Below are 17,769 nucleotides of genomic sequence, written 5' to 3' on the forward strand. Positions count from 1 at the left end.
AGAAAGATACCCAAGATTAACGCTGCACCTCCCGCAAACTTTCTATACACTGAACAGCTTAGATAAAAATTAATACGCGCTTTAGTCATGTTGTAAATTATCTCGTTGTAAATGCATAGAAGTGGCGATGAATAAATGACAGTCAAAGCGTAAAGACTGAATGCAGAGTAGCAATGGCAGAAAATACCTGCAAAGTAGTGATGATAAGGCAATGATTGAATGCTAGCGATGCATCAGTCAATAACCCATAAAACCATCTAGCATACCTAAGTATTTAATAACTAATCATGGCAACGATACAGCGACAGCTTGTGAACCTAGAAATACTGGCAGAGGATTTGAATTCACTTTCAAGTGGGCAGTATGAGGGCGAGCAGCATATTAGGCTAATTGAAGAATACAAAGAAGCACTTGAGCACTTATCAGTTAGCGCAAAACCAGAAACGGAGAGTGGCTTTAAAAAAAGGCTGACTACATCTACTTTGGCTCACGTTCTGGAAAGTAAACAGATGATAGGTGTACATCTGAAACTCATTGGCTATGTGCTAACCTTTTGGGATGCAAATAAAAAAGCCAATGAAATTCTAGACACTAACTTTGGTGAAAGTGCCGACAAACGCTTAGAGTTGCTACAGGTGAAAGCTATAAGAGCCAAAGCTCAGCTAAAAACGGTGGCCCATGCCATGGGGCAGGCCGATTATCAGAAGTTTATCGACCTGCTAAATCTACGCGATGCCCAATGGCAGTGGAATGTATTACTTTCTCGCTACTAAGGGGTGGTATTTCGAATACCAATACCGTTTTCGTTAACCACGCGTACTTCACGTTGAGGGAAGGGGATTTCAATCTGATGTTCTCTCAGGGTTTCGAACACGGTTAATAAAAGGTCTCCGCCAACACGGTTTTTTCCATCATCAACACCATCCATCCAAAACTCAACAAACATATTCACGCCCGAGTCACCAAAACTGTCTATTTCGCAATCTGGCAGTTCTTCAAAGGGGATGTCTTCACCACTAATAACCTGAGGATGTTGAGCTACTGCATCTTTTATAATTTCTACCATTGCTCGAATATCAGTTTTATAAGCGACTGAAAAATCGATACGGTAGCGCTGTTTAGGATCTTTGTGAGTCCAGTTGATTAATAACGAGCTAATGAACTTTTCGTTAGGCACGAGTATGTCTTTACCGTCGAAGGTTTCGAGAACCGCATAACGCATTTTAAATTCCCGCACGATACCTTTTTGGCCGTCTTCAAGTTCTACGAAATCACCTACGGTTAACGACCTATCAAGCAATATAATAATGCCGGATATAAAGTTTGAAGCGATAGATTGCAGCCCAAGGCCCAACCCTACGCCCAGTGCACCACCGAATACCGCTAAGGCGGTTAGATTTATTCCCATCACGTTTAGTAGTAGCAGGAATACAATACAAAATAACGCAACTTCAAAGAGTTTTGCGAACACTTCTTTAGTAGACACATCTAGCGTAGTGTGGCTGCGAATAATGTCTTTTCCAAGGGTGTTAGATGCTCGACCTAACCAAAACAACAAGCCGCCAAAAAGAAATACGCGCGTTATTCCATAGGCTGAAATATCGACATTGCCAATCGATAACGACATCGATTCCAGCGCACTAGTAACAACAGGTAATACGCCCACTAAATGTAAGAATAAAATAGGCAAGCCTACCCACCGCATGAAACCGGCGAAAACAGGGTTATCTATAAACCCTCTAATCAAGGAAGCAACAAATAGCATAACTGCCACAACAACCGCTATTTCTAGTACCCAAGCATCGAATTGAAATTGTTCACCTAAAACCGTAGTCAATTTGAGTATGCTAATGGTAATGACGGGGAACAGTGTGCCGCCAAGTTTGAATAGCATGTTGTGTATTGTATGTGCCCCGCTTTGTGGTGCTTCCCGTGTGAACTTGAAAGGCCTTCTAACTTGTCTTGCCAGAATAAAGGCCAGTGCGTATATCACTGCGATGAGCAAAACTTGAATGAGGAACGTCGTGGTATACACCGATGCTTGTATCAGAGTCCATTTTTCTTGTATGAAGTCGAAAAACGTATTTGGGATCATTTGATTATAATTCGCTAAACCATGACGAGCAGAATACTCGAAATTATAGACTAAACAATAGCGCGCTTTTTAAACTGAATTTTGCATGCCGTAAAGCAATTTTGTACACAAAATGCGTATTTAAATAAAAGCAGTTAAGTAGAAGAAGGTAACGTTATAGCCTCTCAATGTTTATTGGTAATGGCTATTGGTAATATCTTTTCTTGTTTGTGGTTGACAAGGTGGCGTGATGTTTATATATTTTGAGCTGAAGCTAACGCGACTAATGATGACGCGCTACTTTTTAGACACCCGTATTAGTAAAAACAGATTTACTCAAATACAAACTCATACAAGAAAAACAAAAACACTCTGAGTATCCTACTAAGTAACAGGCTTCGAAAGAAGCCTGTTTTGTTTGTGCTTTACGTAAAAACGATTTTCACCAAGGCAGGTGATTTATTTACTTAGATGAGAAATCGAATATAAGCCTCTCGTCTTATCCGTTTTCCGTTTAATCTCTTCTAACTCTCTCGCTTCACTAGCATCAAATAACGCGTTTATTAGACGATTAAAATGGCTGTGCATTGCTTTACGAGCGGCAGCAGTGTCTTTGTTGGCAATGGCGTTGAAAATTTCCGTATGTTCTTTTATTCGTTGTTCAATACCTTGAGAGCAGACATCGTTATAGGCCGCTACTATTTCGGGCGTTGAACGACGAAGTTCCCATAGATTTTCAACCGAAAGTTGCACTGCATGGTTATGTGTAGCTTGGGAAATAATATGGTGAAAACGCTGATCAGCTTCATCCGCAATATCTGGAGAGGCCATATCTGATAGGGCTTTCTTAAGCGCAGAAACCTCGTCATCGCTTATCGTGGATGCAGCCAGCGCGGCGGCTTCCCCTTCAATCAATGCTCTGGCTTGAGTAAGCTCGAAAGCACTAATAGTTTTTGCTGAATGTTGGGCATTCTTTTGCGCTAATACATAGACTCCTGACCCGGTTTTCACTTCCACTCGTTCGCGAACCTCTAATGCGATTATCGCCTCACGAATAGTAGGACGGCTCACATTGTAGGTCTGTGCTAGTTCTCGTTCCGCTGGCAGTCGACTCCCAGCTGGACATATACCTTGATCGATTAAGTCTTCGAGTTTTTCTACAATACTCCAGAAAAGCCGGCGAGATTTCATGTTTTAACCTTATTTACATATATTGGTAACGTCGCTGTTACACAGATTGTAGCCTGAAAATGCGTCTATTCGCAAAGTGCGACAAATATCGTTGTGCTAATCACAGTTAAAAGTACGAATAAATGTCGAGATATTTACGCTTGGTAATAACTGGCTTGCTATCTGGTAAAATAAATTGGTTGTATTTGGTCGTCCGATTGGTTAGATTGTGTTTTTCGTGTGACATTTCTTTTACACAAAATGAACATCGTAAATGGCTTATATGGCCATGGTTGGCGAGCAAAAAAGTGAAATCAGTATAGGTTCACTGTGATTAGGCTAGATAGCGACGATAATCCCATAGAAAAGGGGATTAAGTAAGCGAAGTCTATCTGGAATCAACATTTAGCTGGCCTTCGGATTAAACGGCTACTACGTTAAGTAGACAGTGCATATTAAATTGGAGTCTGTGTAGCATGAGAGTTGGTTTTATTGGCGAATGTATGTCAGAGCTTAGGGAAGCCGAGAACGGCTTACTCTCTCAAGGTTTCGCAGGTGACACATATAATTCAGCAGTTTATATGAAACGTACGTTTCCCCAACATGATGTTTATTACATCAGTGCAGTCGGCAAAGATGCGCTAAGTGATGAAATGGTCATGCATGCTGTCAATGAGGGGATAAATCCACGATTTATTGGCAGGCATGAAGATAAGCACCTAGGTCTTTACCGTATATACACAGATGATACTGGTGAACGCTCATTCGTTTATTGGCGTTCGGATTCTGCAGCAAAAAGCATGATGCAAACGCTAGATAGCAACGATATTGCCGCAATGACTGCCTTCGACATGGTGTTGTTTAGTGGTATTAGCCTAGCGATAATAAACGAAGAAGACCTTTCGACGTATTTCTCTTTATTAACCCGATTAAAATCAGCTGGCGTTAAGTTAGTTTTTGATATCAACCACCGCCCTTCGTTGTGGAAAAGTAAAGACGATGCTAAGCGCCTTTACGCAAAAGCTTATGAGCTAGCAGATATTATTCTTCCCGGTATTGAAGATTTTAACTTCTTATATGGCATAGACACTATCGACGAAACACTGAAATTTTTGAGTGATTACACCTTCGACGAAGTGATTATAAAAAATGGTAGTGACGCTGTTACCGTTATTAATCAACAAGGCGATATCTCTCAAGTCCCGCTTACGCCAGTTAAGAATGTGGTAGATACAACATCTGCAGGCGATGCCTTCAACGGCGTTTACCTTGGGGCACGACTAGATGATTCGTCACAAAAAGAAGCGGTCGAGAAAGCATCAAAAAGTGCGGGCTTTGTCATCCAGCACAAAGGCGCCATTGTGGATGCCACCGCTTATAGCCTCTTTAGTAAAAATTTAACCTGATCCTTACGCAAAATTACACAGAGAAAACTATGAATTCTATATCTTCAATTATGGGAGAGCAGAAGCTTTTACCTATTATCCAAGTCAATAACGCAGACGATGGTGTAGATATCGCAAAAGCGATGTATGAAGCGAACTTGCGCACAGTAGAAGTGGTACTTCGCTCAGAAAAATCTGCCGAAGCTATTACAGCGATAAAAGCCGCTCTACCTGAAATGATTGTCAGCGCGGGAACAATTATCGATGAAGCTTCTTTAAAAATTGCTAAAGACGCGGGCGCTGATTTCATAGTGACGCCAGCCGTCACCGAGCGCTTACTCACAGCTTTAACAGCCTGTGGCTTACCTGTGTTACCTGGCGTTTCCACCGTTGCTGATATTGTATTAGCAAGAGAACATGGCTTTCGTGAAATGAAGTTGTTCCCTGCATCTCTATCTGGCGGCGCAGCGTTTTTAAAAGCGGTAGGTGGACTATTTAAAGATACACGTTTTTGTCCAACCGGCGGTGTGTCAGAAAGTAACTACCAAGATTATTTATCCATGAGCAATATCTTTGCTGTGGGTGGAACTTGGGTGGCAAAACCTGAGTGGGTTGAAGCGAAAAACTGGCAAGCTATTACTGATGCATGCCTAGACGTTAAATAGTAAAAGAAATCATCTATTCTACAAATTGCTACCAGGGGGAGGGGTTCGCTTTCACTTCTGGTAGCGCATTTTATCTCCCTGCAAAAAAAATCTCTTAACTTACTGCCTAAACTGGCGAAAAGTGGATTTTAGGTTAATAATCACAAGATGCTTGTGATAGTTAATTTACTACTAATTTGCTTATAAGGTTTCCCATTGGTTAGTCGGTTCACACTACTGCTTATAATCGCGAGTTTCACTTCCTTTGGAGCCCTCGCCAAAACTTCAAATGATTTACAATTTTCTGGGTTTGCGCGTTTAGTTGGCGGTTACTTATCTACCGATGAAGCTAAGTACGAGGGCTATGATAATTCGGTAAGCTTTTCTGAAAAATCATTGGCGGCGCTGCAAGCCGATTATATTCTCAATGATCACTTTTCTCTTTCTGGGCAGTTATTATGGCATAGCGATGAGACGAGAAAATCAGGTATTGAATGGTTATATTTAACCTACCAACCTAACGCATCTTGGCAGTTTAATCTTGGACAAATACGCACGCCTTTTTTGAAATATTCTGATGTGATAGATGTTGGTTTCGCTTATCCATGGTTAAATGCGCCGCAGCAACTTTACAGCAGCTATCTGTTTTCTCAGTACAAAGGGGTGAATGCGCGTTATTTAGGTTCTTTTAATGAGATCGCCTATTCCGTAGAGGCTTACTGGGGGAACTACAGCGACGAGATACACTCCAGCGGAACGGCTTTTGATGTTACTGTCGATGGCATGTATGGCGGAGTAGTAGAGCTAAGTTACCGAGGTTTTCAATTTCGAACTGCCACTATATATGCGAACGATACCGACACCGATTTAACCGAGTTGGACCCATTAATTCAAGGCTTAAGAGCAGCAGGCTTTTCCGACACTGCAGATATCTTAGATATTGACGGCGGAGCCACCTCTTATTTATTCGGTATCAGTTACGACTCGCTGAATTGGTTTGCTTCTGCTGAATGGATGTCGGTTAAATCAGACTTAGACATTCTAGGCGGTATCGACAGTTTTTATGTCTCTTTCGGTTATTACTTCGATGAAGTGCTATTACATGCCACGGTGGGCTCATCTCGCCAGTCATTGAACGATATTGAAAACACGATACCTGTTGGTATTGCACCGCAACTTGATGCGCTTCATTTCGCTGTGGAGGAAGTAAAAACGTACTTCCCAACGGATGACTTAGACTCATTAACGTTAGGGGCCCGGTGGGATTTTCGAACCAATCTAGCATTTAAAGCGGAAGTTTCACTTTTGAAAGGAAAAGAAGGTAAAACATCGTTTTTTGAATTAGATGTCATTGATTCTGATTTTGACCGGCGAGCCACACTTTATCAGTTAGGTATGGAGTGGGTATTTTAATGTCGAAATCTGTTTTCGCTGTATTCATTATCTCCTTTATCTTTTGTGCATTTGCCCAAGGGCGCGAGCGAGTGGTAGTGGTCGCGCATTTAGCTGATCAACCGGTTTCTTTGAGTAAGGGGGAAATCCGAAATATCTTCATGGGTGGGGTATCGGAATCTAACCTTGCTCCTGTAGAAATTGGGAGCGGCTCCCATATTCGGGTTATCTTCAATACTCATGTTATAGGGCTACCTGAATCTAGAATTCAGTCTTACTGGGCACAGATGAAGTTCAGCGGCAGGAATAAACCGCCCACCAGTGTGGACAGTGTTGACGAGATGATAAGTTACTTAAATGAAAACGAAGCCAGCATTGGTTATTTACCTGAAGGTGTTGAGCTTCCAGACAGTCTCACCGTTATTTTTACAACAGATTAGTGCTAATCAGCGTCGTATCCAGTGGTTTTGTAGGCTGCATAAATATTTCCTACTATCTAGACAGGCTGGTAATTGTTAGCGCCTATGCTATTAATTATATAACTAAAACAGCAGCTAGCTAACGTGACTTGGTCTGCTATTGATATTTACTGAGTTATGACCTGGATGCTGAAATATATCACTGCTGCTTTGCTCACCTTAGCCCTTTTTACCTCTTTTGCGATTGCAGATACCCATCGCGATCTAACGTTCTCTGGGTTTGCTAGGGTCGTAGGTGGTCAGCTCTCCACAAGCGAAGCGTCTTATGCAAATTACGATAACTCGTGGAGCTTTTCTGAAGATTCACTCATCGCACTGCAAGCCGATTATGCGATTAATAGTCAGTTTTCAATTTCTGCTCAGGGAATACTCCACACAGGGGCAGATAGAGATTCAGGATTAGATTGGCTTTATCTTACCTATCAACCTTCATCATCGTGGCAGTTCAATGTTGGACGACTTCGATTACCTGTACTCAAGTATTCCGATGTTATTGATGTAGGTTTTTCTTACCCTTGGCTTAATGCACCTGAGCAAGTTTATAGTCGACGGCTTTTTTATTCAGGTTACGAAGGCTTGAACGTAAGACACAAAACACAATTTAAAAACGTTGGACTAGAGATTGAGGGGTATTGGGGAGATTTTGATGGCGAACTTTTCTCAGGCCAAGACGCCTTTGATGTTGATATCAACGATATTTATGGTGCGGTGCTTTCACTGACTTATGATGGGTTCCATTTTCGCTCGTCTTTTATGAGAGTTACTGAAGTTGTCGATAATAGCGTGCTAATCGATCAATTAGTGGAGGGGCTCACCTCGGCTGGATTCGAGGAACTTGCTGCAAAATTTAGATTAGACGACGGTGTATCCGTTTATGAGTTTGGTGCAGGCTACACGTCACTGGATTGGTTTGTTAGCGCAGAATTAATGTCGGTAGATTCTGATCTTGATGTTTTATCTGGTATCAAAAGCTATTACCTAACACTAGGGCGTTATTATAACTCGTTGTTATTTCACGCTACGATATCAAGGTCACGTCAGGACGAGAACAGTATTGAAAATACCATCCCGTTAGGGGTGAGCCCGTTATTCGATTTATTATCAACCTCAGTTGATTCCATTAATGCTTTATTTCCTACTGATGACTTAGATTCTTTAACCTTTGGTGTTCGTTGGGATTACAGTACTAGTCTTGCGCTTAAAACTGAAGTTTCGTTTTTGAAGGGGAAAGAGGACAAAACATCGTTGTTTTATGTTCCACCTACAAATGCTAATTTTGATAGGCGCGCAAGTCTCTATCAAGTGGGCGTAGAGTGGGTATTTTGATGCGTTGCTTAGTGTTATTCGTGCTCTTATCTTCGACAGTGTTCGCCCATATAACGCACGCACGTGAACGTGTGTTGGTGGTGGCTAATTCAGCTGAGTCAACGCTTCAGCTTAGCAAAAGCGAAATACGCAATTTGTTTATGGGAGGCTCTCTCGATGGGTTGTCACCCGTAGAATTTGAATCTGGTACCCATATTCGAAAAGTCTTTAATACTCAAGTTATAGGGTTGCCTGAATCCCGAATTCAGTCATTCTGGGCGCAAATGCGATTCAGTGGGCGCAGTAATCCACCTTCGAATGTTAGCAATATTGAAGAAATGGTCACTTTTCTTATAGAACATGAATCTAGTGTTGGCTATTTACCCGAGGGAACATCAATTCCTAATGGACTAACCGTGGTGTATATATCAATTTAGTTTGCTAGGTTTAATAAAGCCTGTTCTTCTTGCGAAAACAAAGCGTCAAGGGGGATAGGTTTGCTGTATAAGAAACCTTGCAAAATGTTGCAACCATTCTCGGTTAAAAAAGCGGACTGTTCGTGGGTTTCAATACCCTCAGCGCATACATTTAAATTCAGGTTTTTCGCCATTTCGATAATGGTGATAGTGATAAGTTCAGAACGTTTCGATGTGCCAATTTGACTCACAAACTGTCGGTCTATTTTAAGCGTGTCGATGTTAAACTCTGTGATGTAACTTAATGATGAGTAACCCGTTCCAAAGTCGTCTAAGGATATCTTGCAGCCTTCTTTTTTAAGCTCGGCTAAAAAGGCATTTGCGATAGAGAAATTATTCATATAAGCCGATTCGGTGATTTCAAATTCCACATTATTTCTGGGTATCCCACCGGAACGTAACCCCTCTAAAATAAACTCGGTCACATGAACGTTTTTTAAATCGTAAGCGGAAAGGTTGATTGAAACTCTAATATCTTCACCATAGTGCTCCGATATATGGGGTATCTCTAAACAAGCTTGGACTATCACCCAAAGCGTAATTTCTGAAATTCTGTCGCTTTGCTCGGCTATGGGTATAAACTCAGCGGGAGAAATATTACCAAGCTCGTTGTCAAACCAGCGCAATAAGGCCTCAAAACCTACCACTTTACCCTTACTGTTGACTTTAGCTTGATAAACTAAATGGAATTCATCGTTCTCGATGGCTTGAGGAAGGTGAGTAGCCACCTGAATTTTGCGTCTAGTTTCCTCTTGCATCGACGCAGTAAACCAAACGTAACGACCTTTGCCCTCGTTTTTCGCTTTATACATAGCCACATCAGCGTTTGTGACTAACGTGGACGCGGCGTAATCACTGTCGGTAGCGAGAGCAATACCTATGCTAACGCTAGGGTCTACTCGCCAACCATCAATATGATCCAACTTGGTTATTTTACTGATGAGTCGCTTCGCTATTGCTTCTAGTTGTGAGTTCGTAGGGTTTCCCACTAAGATAATAAGAAATTCATCGCCGCCAAGACGACCCACTACGTCGCCATCGCGCATAGCATCAGATATTTCAGATGAAATGCCGCAAAGTAGTTTGTCACCAGCATCGTGGCCATAAGAGTCGTTGACTTGCTTAAAACCATCTAAGTCGAGAAACATAAGTGCAACTTGGGACTTTTCTCTTTTGGCACGAGCCAATTCAATCGATAAGCTCTTCATTAAATATTGTCTGTTGGGTAACCCTGTTAGCGTATCGAAGTTGGCAAGCTTCTCCATTTGAGACTGCTGTCTTTCGAGCAACAGGGTTTTGCGCTTATTAATGTCTATCTGATTTTTTATGTGCAGCATCATGCTATTGAAGCCGCGGCCAAGTGAGGCAATTTCAAACTTGCCTTCTTCCGACACTTTTACATCGTAGTTAGCTTCTTTTTCGACTTTTTTCATTTTCGCAATTAGCGAAGTCAGCGGGGTAAGCAAACGTCTTTGTAAGCGCACAGTCGTTATGACGGTGATGAGAAGAAGAATGAGGACGACAGGCGAGACTAGCCCAATAAATTTCCAGCGATTTTCGGCAAGAGGATGTTGAATGTCGTAGGATAAAACGAGCTTTCCCATAGGAAGATCCACTTCACCAATCGTTTTAATAACAAAGATGTTGTTATTAATGGTGTGAAAGCCATTGTCTAAATGAAGGTAATTAGCTTCATCAACAACCGGAGTGGAAGATGACCCATTATCGATATTGGGGTTACCAACGTAATGATTGACCAATTCATCGTATTCGTTGTAAATACGAGCAAACTCAACGTATTCGTATTTGTCTAACCTGAGCAGCACTTGGGTTTGGTCAAAGCTTCCTGCGCTGTAATTAATGACTGGCAATAAATCCACCGCCATATTTTCAGCCAGAGCATCAAACTGGTAGGCAACAAAATCTTGATACAAGGTTTCGTAAACACGAATAGACAAAGCCATTATCAAAACACTGATAATCGCAACAGAAGCTATAGATGTAAGTGCAATGTCGGAACGAAGACTTTTCAATCAAGAAACTCAAGTTAATTAATAATGCCAGATGTTGTTTAATGCCTAATTATTTTTTATTAGTAAATGACGACGTTAATGCATATAACGAGACATTTAACGATTAGTATAATACTGGCTAATAGATTTCGCTGGCAAAACGCGTGTTAACAACGTTACTAAACTAATTTACCAGTTAAAAATAGGTTTATTGTGCACAATTATGTCGATTTCTTAAATTAATTCAATTAGACACAAGAGTAGTTTTAAATAGACGTTTCTATCGGATTTGGCGATTGCATAGTGCTATGAACAATGTGATGAGCGCTACAAAGTGAAAGGTAAAGCCATGGCTACGTTATCCATACCTTCATTGTATGTGATCTTTACGTCGAGGTTAAAAATTAACCTAGCGAGTGAGGCCAAACAGTGGTAGTATGCGCCCGCATTTTGTAGGTACTATTTTAATTTGATAATTGTTTCTGCTTTTATAATTACTATTGCAAGTCCCTCTCGCGTTTCACATTACGAACTTTACCGTTTTACACCTGCTTCAGACTGATAACCCTTCAGCGCAGACCGGTTACGTTGCGTAACCTAATTTTTATTTCCAGGAGTTATCCATGTCTTTTTCTGAGTTGGGCCTAGCTGCCCCGCTACTACAAGCTATTGAAAAACAAGGCTATACAACGCCTTCGCCCATTCAGCAGCAAGCTATTCCCATTATTCTTGAAGGCAAAGACATACTGGCAGCAGCGCAAACAGGTACAGGTAAAACAGCAGGCTTTTCTTTGCCTTTGCTACACCGTTTATTGGATGGCAGACCCGCTGCATCTAATTGTGTTCGCGCACTTATTTTAACGCCAACCCGTGAACTTGCGGCGCAGGTGGAAGAAAACGTAAAATCGTTTAGTGAGTTTTTGCCACTTAAAACCGCCGTGGTATTCGGTGGTGTGGGTATTAACCCGCAAATGAAAGCGCTACGCTCAGGTGTTGATGTACTTATCGCCACCCCTGGCCGCTTGCTCGACCTCTACCAACAAAACGCGGTTAAGTTCAGCCAACTTGAAACCTTGGTGTTAGATGAAGCCGATAGAATGCTAGACATGGGCTTCATCCATGACATAAAACGTATTCTTAAATTGTTGCCGACTAAGCGACAAACCTTATTGTTCTCAGCGACATTCTCTTCTGAAATAACCACGCTGGCGCAAACGATTACGAACAATCCTGAGAAAGTGTCTACGGCACCTGCTAATACTACTGTTGAAACAGTTCAGCAGCATTTAGTGCCTATCGACAAGTCTAAGAAAACAGCGGCCTTAATTAGCCTAATTAAGCAAAATGGTTGGAAGCAGGTGTTAGTGTTTAGCAGAACTAAGCATGGCGCTAACCGTATTGCAGACAAACTGAGTAGAGCGCGTATTCCAAGTGCAGCAATCCATGGCAATAAAAGCCAAGGTGCGCGTACAAAGGCGCTGTCTGAGTTTAAAAGTGGTGAAATTGATGTGCTGGTAGCGACTGATATTGCTGCTCGCGGTATCGACATCAACGAGCTACCTATTGTTATTAATATCGACTTACCAAATACACCTGCAGACTATGTGCACCGAATTGGCAGAACGGGTAGAGCTGGGGCCAGTGGTCAAGCTTGGTCTTTCGTTAGTATTGATGAACTAGATCAACTTAAAGATATCGAAACTCTTATTCAACAATTACTTCCGCGCCAAATTATTGAAGGTTTTGAGCCTCAAGCTAAAGTACCTGAAACCACATTGTCAGCGCCTAAAAAGCCAAACAAGCCTAAGCGCCCACGTCAATCTCAAGGTGGCAACGGTAACGGCAATAGTCAAGGCGACAGACCCGCGCGTCGTTCTGGTAGCCGAAACGGACCTCGAGGGCAGGGTAGACCGGGTGGTTCTGGTAAGCCTGGCGGTTCAGGTCGCTCTAACGCTGGTAAACCTAGCTCACGCAGAGCGCCAACCAGCAAAGCATAGTGACTTTGTAGCAGCAGGTAACATTACCTGCTGCTAGTTAGCGGTACACACACGGTTCAAATAAATCGTTTGTCTTTACTACGAAGTGCGAGTAACAACCCGCCAAACGCGAGCACGTTTATTAGCGTAATAGCGATAAGTACACCAGTAAAACTCTCTGGAAACAAGCTCACCATTTCAGTATTGTCATTGTATAAATTAAGTTGCTGCATTGCGCCTTGGGTGGCAAATTCTGTTGCATCACCTTTGTTTGTGGCTGCGGGTGGATTGAATACCCGCACCATAACGGAAGCGGGTATGTCCGCTTTTTCATTCGTCCACTTTTCCAGCTCTCTGGCTGCACCATCCTGAATATGCGCAAACCCTTCAGTTCCCCACCTACCTAACGTAAGGTAACTGAGCAGAACTTTTATATTATTGTCTAGCGGCGCAATAATTCCCGCCAGCATGATTTGCGGCATAAGGGCAATAGGTACAAAAGTCATGACCTTTTCAGTGGTGGTAAATACTGCGGATAGATAGAGGCCAAATAAGGTGGCTGAAACCGACAACAACAGCATAAACAGCGCTGTTGCGCTAACACTCCAAAGTTGTACTTCATTGGCATCCCCATTTACGCTGCGATACGCAAGATGCGTTATAGCGATAAATATAGCCACTTGTATACAAGCGATAATCGACAGTACCGTTAGCTTAGACGCAATATAATTGAAGATATTTAGGTTATACATGCGCTCCCGTTCGTAGATGGGGAGCTCAGAGACTATTTCTTTAGCTGCATTACTTACCCCAAACCAAACCGCAGATACTGCCATCATAAACATCACGCTCACTTGAAGTTTACTAAATATAAAAACAAGTAACCCACCAATAATGAGTGGTTGCGCGAGTAACAAAAGCAAATTTGCGTGGTCATTAATCTTGATATTGAAATAACGCACTGAGAGCCAAAAAAACTGACCAATCAGAGCAGTGTTTGATTTCTTCGCGAGTACTTCTTGCTTTACTTCGAGGGCAGACGCAGGATTTTGGCTAACCCAATGTTGATACCACTGTTGGCCTTCTTCTGGGTTTTTCATCATGGAATACACTTCAATAATATTGTCTTTTTCGAAATGGTTTAGAAGCTGCTTCTTATCACCATAATAGGTTTGATACCCTCCCTTGGATAAAAAGATAACTTGATCAACATAGTCTAAATCGGAGGGTTTATGGGTGACCATGATAACGGTTTGCCCCTTGCTCACTAACCGTCTAATACAGGATAGGAAATCTTCAATGGTCTCTGGATCTAAAGGAGAGGTGGGCTCATCCAAAAATAATATTTTAGGGTCATTGAGCAGTTCTACCGCAATAGATACCCGTTTTCTCTGTCCCCCGGATAGATCACAGACCTTACTTTTTCTTATAGCGTCGGTATCCAGATTTAGACTTGCCAGCACTGTGCTTATTTTATCTTTAATTTCCCGCTTCGTAACATCGTCGGAAATACGCAATTTGGCGGCGTAAAAGAGGGTTCTTTCGACGCTTAATTCCCCATGAACAATATCGTCTTGGGGCACATAGCCAATATACTTTTTGAGCGTGTTGTAATTACTATTATTTAGTTTTAACCCCTGTACGGTAATAGCCCCAGAGGTTACAGGGTTGGCACCGTTTAAGCCTTTCAGTAAGGTTGATTTTCCACAGCCAGAAGGCCCCATTAAGGCAATAAATTGCTTACTCGGAATTTTTAAGCTCATGGTATTTAGGCCAACAACGCCACGGGCGTACACTTTTTCTATGTTATCTGCCACGATAGCGTATTCAAGTTCAACTCTACCGCTTTCAATAGCAAACGTCGTGGTTCCAATGGTGATTTCATCAGTAGTGGAGATACTCACTGAGCCACTAATTTTTTCACCATTTACGAACGTACCGTTGGTGGTATCAAGGTCTTTTAATGTTATCTGGCCATCAGCTAACGCGAGTAAAGCGTGCTTTCGTGATGCCTGAAGGGAGTCGATAACGTAATTGCAGTCGAAAGAGCGACCAATGAGTACTTGCCCACGGATTAATAGTAATTGATGAAGTTCGTTATTTTCAGAGCCACTATGAGTGACAGGCCCAAGTTGGGGCTGGGAAGTTGTTGGTGAAACCTGTGGTGCTGAAGAATTAGTATGTGAGGTTGTAGAGGCTAAAGTTGAAGAGCATAGCTCGACATGGATGCTGCCATTCGCTAATAAAATCGTACTAGGAAGCTGCACTTCATAAGGTTGACCGCCTACTAGTTTTAAGTCGCCGATGATGCTGCCGTTGGAACTATTATTATCGGTAACAAAAACGCGCCCATCGAGGTAGCGAATAACTAAATGCTGACGGGAGAGTAGTTCGGCATTAACGCTGGCGAAGCAAGTGTCGGAACGACCTATATCGTAGTCCCCATTTTGAGATAAGACAAATTCTGATTCTATGCCTCTAAAAGACACTATTTTAACGCTGACTGCTTGTGATCCTGCCATTTTATTCTCTTTTTAAAATATAGTGACGCTCGCAGTATTACGATTAACTGACTTTAAATACGTAGCTAAAGTCAGCAATACGAAGGAGCTGTCCGTGCTTAATAGGTGCTGGTAAAAAGGCTTTAAGTCGTTCTCCGTCCAGCATGGTACCGTGGGTTGAGTTTAAATCTTCAACCGTAAAGTAGTCGCTATGAGACTTAATTCTTAGGTGACGTCTGGAAATTCGCTCATCTCGAAGTTGCAAGTGCACAAGTTCTAGTGATCTACCAATAACAAACCCTTCACCTTTCGATGCAGTATAAGAAGAAATATTGAGTTTTTGGTTACCCTCAAGGGATTGTAAGTAATAAGGCGAAGCCTGCTGATGCGCCGCACTTCCGCTATTGTTAACGTTTCCCTTTTGCTGTTTAGATGGCCTGGGAACAAGGTTGTCCGGCGTAGCATTGGGGGTAGCTGCTGAGTTACCCATTGGCGTATTTTCAGCTGAATAACCTTTTGGGCTTTCGCTTCTGCTATACGCCGGCTTTAATTTAAAAAGCGCTAGCAAAGCAATACAAAGACCTACGCTCCCTAGAATCAAAATTATAACGAGCTGGTTGTTATCGGCTTCGTTCTTAGACGTATGGACTCTGTCATTTGTTTCCAAAGGTTCCTCTGCTTTTGGTGGGGGCGTCGTTGGCTGAGGAACAGGTTGTGACTCTTGCTCCGGCTCCGGCGTGGGCTCTGGCGAAGGCTCAGACTCGGATTCGGGAGTGGGTACTGGCTGGGGCTCTGGAACTTCTTGAGGCGGGCTCCATGTTCCCGTTACACCAACTGCATCCATCGCTTGATGTACCGCTACCCACTCTTTTGAGCCTTTACCGTGCAAAGCTTCGGCGGCTAAAGCATACGCAAAGCGCGCATCTTCAAAGTTAGCATTTTGAACAAGTAATTTTGAAGCCGCTTGCGCAACAATGCGTACTGCTGGGTATAATCCTATGCCGGTTACGGTACTCGTACTGGAATGGCGTGGGTGCTTGCCCCCGTTAGCCATTAAAAAGAATGCCATATTCATTATGGAAGAGTTTATATGAACACCGCCTCGGTCTTTCTTTATCGGCCAATTCAGAAAGTCATTCATATGGTCTGGGTAGGCACTCTCTCCAAAACTCAGCGAACTAGGATCGGCTAAGTCTCTTTCTGGACCCGAAGGCATTCGTAATAACCAATACTCTCTGGGAATTTTAGTTGAATTTGTCTGCTTGTTAGCATGCTCTAACCAAATGCGAAAGGCGATGCCGATTGAGTCGGCTATAGATTCATTCAGCGCGCCTGATTGAAAAGAGTATTCCAGATTACTGCCGTTTGAAACAATGCCGTGTGCCAATTCATGCATGGTAATTTCAATGTAATTAAGCCCCTCTTTCGGCACATATAGTGACTGTTTTCTCGACATCCACATGGCATTGAATACATCGCCATAACACTGAATAGTAGGCATGCCCTTTAAAAAGTGAACGTTGATAAACATATTTAAGCGCAAGCCATTCCCATCAATACTATCCATACCGAGCACGGTATCCATAAACTCATAGGCATTACCTAGTAATGCAAATGCGGTTTCTACAGAATCATCATTACTAGGTGCGCTGCCTTCTGTTCGCGCATGGGTTTTCATTGCACGCGCTTCAACTCTATCGGTTAGCGGTGGGATAAGTGGAAATTTAACTTTGAATTCTTCACAAGCTGCGGAAAAGTTGTTGATTTGGCGGTGCATGGCAGTGTGAAATAAAGGCTCCCGGTCCAATTCTTTACCTGTGGTAGCATTGACAAATACACGTTGAGAAAGAGCGTAGCCAAACGAGGAGCTAAACTCTCCTTCAAATTCATAAGCCAAAATATGCTGGCCCTGCGGCGAAGGCCAATATACGAGCCTCGATGCTACATCAGCCCCATTTGCAATGCTTAGTGTTGATAGTGCTTGTTCACTATTAAATGTGGCGGTCGCTGGTTCTAAGGGCTCAATATTACTATGTGTGCCTAATATATATATAGGTTGATGTCGCGCATTTAAAACCAAACGAGATGCTGAATTAACTACCGGAACATTTTGATATGTTTGGTTTACTGCAACTATTTTAAAGGAATGTAGTTGCTGCTCTGAAGTGGTGTGAAGTGCGCTCTCTTTACTTAAATTAAATCGTTCTGATAAGACAGTTTTTACCCACTCTTGTCTTTCTGCCTGCGTACTAAGCGTTGATTGCTCTTCCAGTGATTGAGGCGCGCGGTTAATGCCAATTTTCTCCACGCCTAACGCAGGTGCTATTAGATAGAAGCAAATAAATGCCAAACATA

At 42.4% G+C, this 17,769-nt stretch carries 13 protein-coding genes; 8 read left to right on the forward strand and 5 right to left on the reverse strand.

The window, feature by feature from the left end:
- Positions 1 to 287 precede the first annotated feature (287 nt).
- Complete coding sequence (locus AMBT_RS00940; RefSeq protein WP_013782680.1) at positions 288 to 773, forward strand: hypothetical protein; 486 nt, start codon at positions 288 to 290, stop codon at positions 771 to 773.
- Here the strand turns inward: AMBT_RS00940 and AMBT_RS00945 are convergent.
- Positions 770 to 2,095, reverse strand: a complete 1,326-nt coding sequence (locus AMBT_RS00945; RefSeq protein ID WP_041452456.1) for a mechanosensitive ion channel family protein — start codon at positions 2,093 to 2,095, stop codon at positions 770 to 772. The genes AMBT_RS00940 and AMBT_RS00945 overlap by 4 nt on opposite strands.
- 438 nt (positions 2,096 to 2,533) lie before the next feature.
- Positions 2,534 to 3,265 carry a FadR/GntR family transcriptional regulator gene (locus tag AMBT_RS00950; protein WP_013782682.1) on the reverse strand — a complete coding sequence of 244 codons (732 nt, stop codon included), beginning with the start codon at positions 3,263 to 3,265 and terminating at the stop codon, positions 2,534 to 2,536.
- A 482-nt stretch (positions 3,266 to 3,747) separates the two neighbouring features.
- On the opposite strand from AMBT_RS00950, the gene AMBT_RS00955 reads away from it, so the two are divergent.
- The 6 genes from AMBT_RS00955 to AMBT_RS00980 all read left to right on the forward strand — a co-directional run bounded on the left by AMBT_RS00955 (position 3,748) and on the right by AMBT_RS00980 (position 8,886).
- The gene (locus AMBT_RS00955) at positions 3,748 to 4,650 is read left to right on the forward strand and encodes a sugar kinase (RefSeq protein WP_158306755.1); all 903 of its coding nucleotides are present in this window, start codon (positions 3,748 to 3,750) and stop codon (positions 4,648 to 4,650) included.
- A 29-nt stretch (positions 4,651 to 4,679) separates the two neighbouring features.
- Positions 4,680 to 5,294 (forward strand): bifunctional 4-hydroxy-2-oxoglutarate aldolase/2-dehydro-3-deoxy-phosphogluconate aldolase, encoded by a 615-nt coding sequence (eda, locus tag AMBT_RS00960; protein WP_013782684.1) that lies wholly within the window; start codon positions 4,680 to 4,682, stop codon positions 5,292 to 5,294.
- Between the two features lie 195 nt (positions 5,295 to 5,489).
- A complete protein-coding gene (locus AMBT_RS00965) occupies positions 5,490 to 6,686 on the forward strand; it encodes a hypothetical protein (protein WP_013782685.1) in 1,197 nt (398 codons plus the stop codon).
- A complete protein-coding gene (locus AMBT_RS00970; RefSeq protein WP_013782686.1) occupies positions 6,686 to 7,105 on the forward strand; it encodes a hypothetical protein in 420 nt (139 codons plus the stop codon). The genes AMBT_RS00965 and AMBT_RS00970 overlap by 1 nt, the downstream gene beginning before the upstream one ends.
- A gap of 156 nt (positions 7,106 to 7,261) precedes the next feature.
- A complete protein-coding gene (locus tag AMBT_RS00975) occupies positions 7,262 to 8,470 on the forward strand; it encodes a hypothetical protein (RefSeq protein ID WP_232363167.1) in 1,209 nt (402 codons plus the stop codon).
- A 20-nt stretch (positions 8,471 to 8,490) separates the two neighbouring features.
- Positions 8,491 to 8,886, forward strand: coding sequence for a hypothetical protein (locus AMBT_RS00980; protein ID WP_232363168.1), 396 nt, complete (start codon positions 8,491 to 8,493; stop codon positions 8,884 to 8,886).
- Here AMBT_RS00980 and AMBT_RS00985 read toward each other — a convergent pair.
- Positions 8,883 to 10,889 (reverse strand): EAL domain-containing protein, encoded by a 2,007-nt coding sequence (locus AMBT_RS00985; protein ID WP_013782689.1) that lies wholly within the window; start codon positions 10,887 to 10,889, stop codon positions 8,883 to 8,885. The genes AMBT_RS00980 and AMBT_RS00985 overlap by 4 nt on opposite strands.
- A gap of 671 nt (positions 10,890 to 11,560) precedes the next feature.
- Here AMBT_RS00985 and AMBT_RS00990 point away from each other — a divergent pair.
- A complete protein-coding gene (locus tag AMBT_RS00990; protein WP_013782690.1) occupies positions 11,561 to 12,934 on the forward strand; it encodes a DEAD/DEAH box helicase in 1,374 nt (457 codons plus the stop codon).
- Positions 12,935 to 12,990: 56 nt separating this feature from the next.
- On the opposite strand, the gene AMBT_RS00995 is transcribed toward AMBT_RS00990, so the two are convergent.
- Complete coding sequence (locus tag AMBT_RS00995) at positions 12,991 to 15,435, reverse strand: ATP-binding cassette domain-containing protein (protein WP_013782691.1); 2,445 nt, start codon at positions 15,433 to 15,435, stop codon at positions 12,991 to 12,993.
- 43 nt (positions 15,436 to 15,478) lie between these two features.
- A complete protein-coding gene (locus AMBT_RS01000) occupies positions 15,479 to 17,764 on the reverse strand; it encodes a M4 family metallopeptidase (RefSeq protein ID WP_158306756.1) in 2,286 nt (761 codons plus the stop codon).
- Positions 17,765 to 17,769: the final 5 nt, after the last annotated feature.

Source organism: Alteromonas naphthalenivorans (genome assembly GCF_000213655.1).
Lineage (GTDB): Bacteria > Pseudomonadota > Gammaproteobacteria > Enterobacterales > Alteromonadaceae > Alteromonas > Alteromonas naphthalenivorans.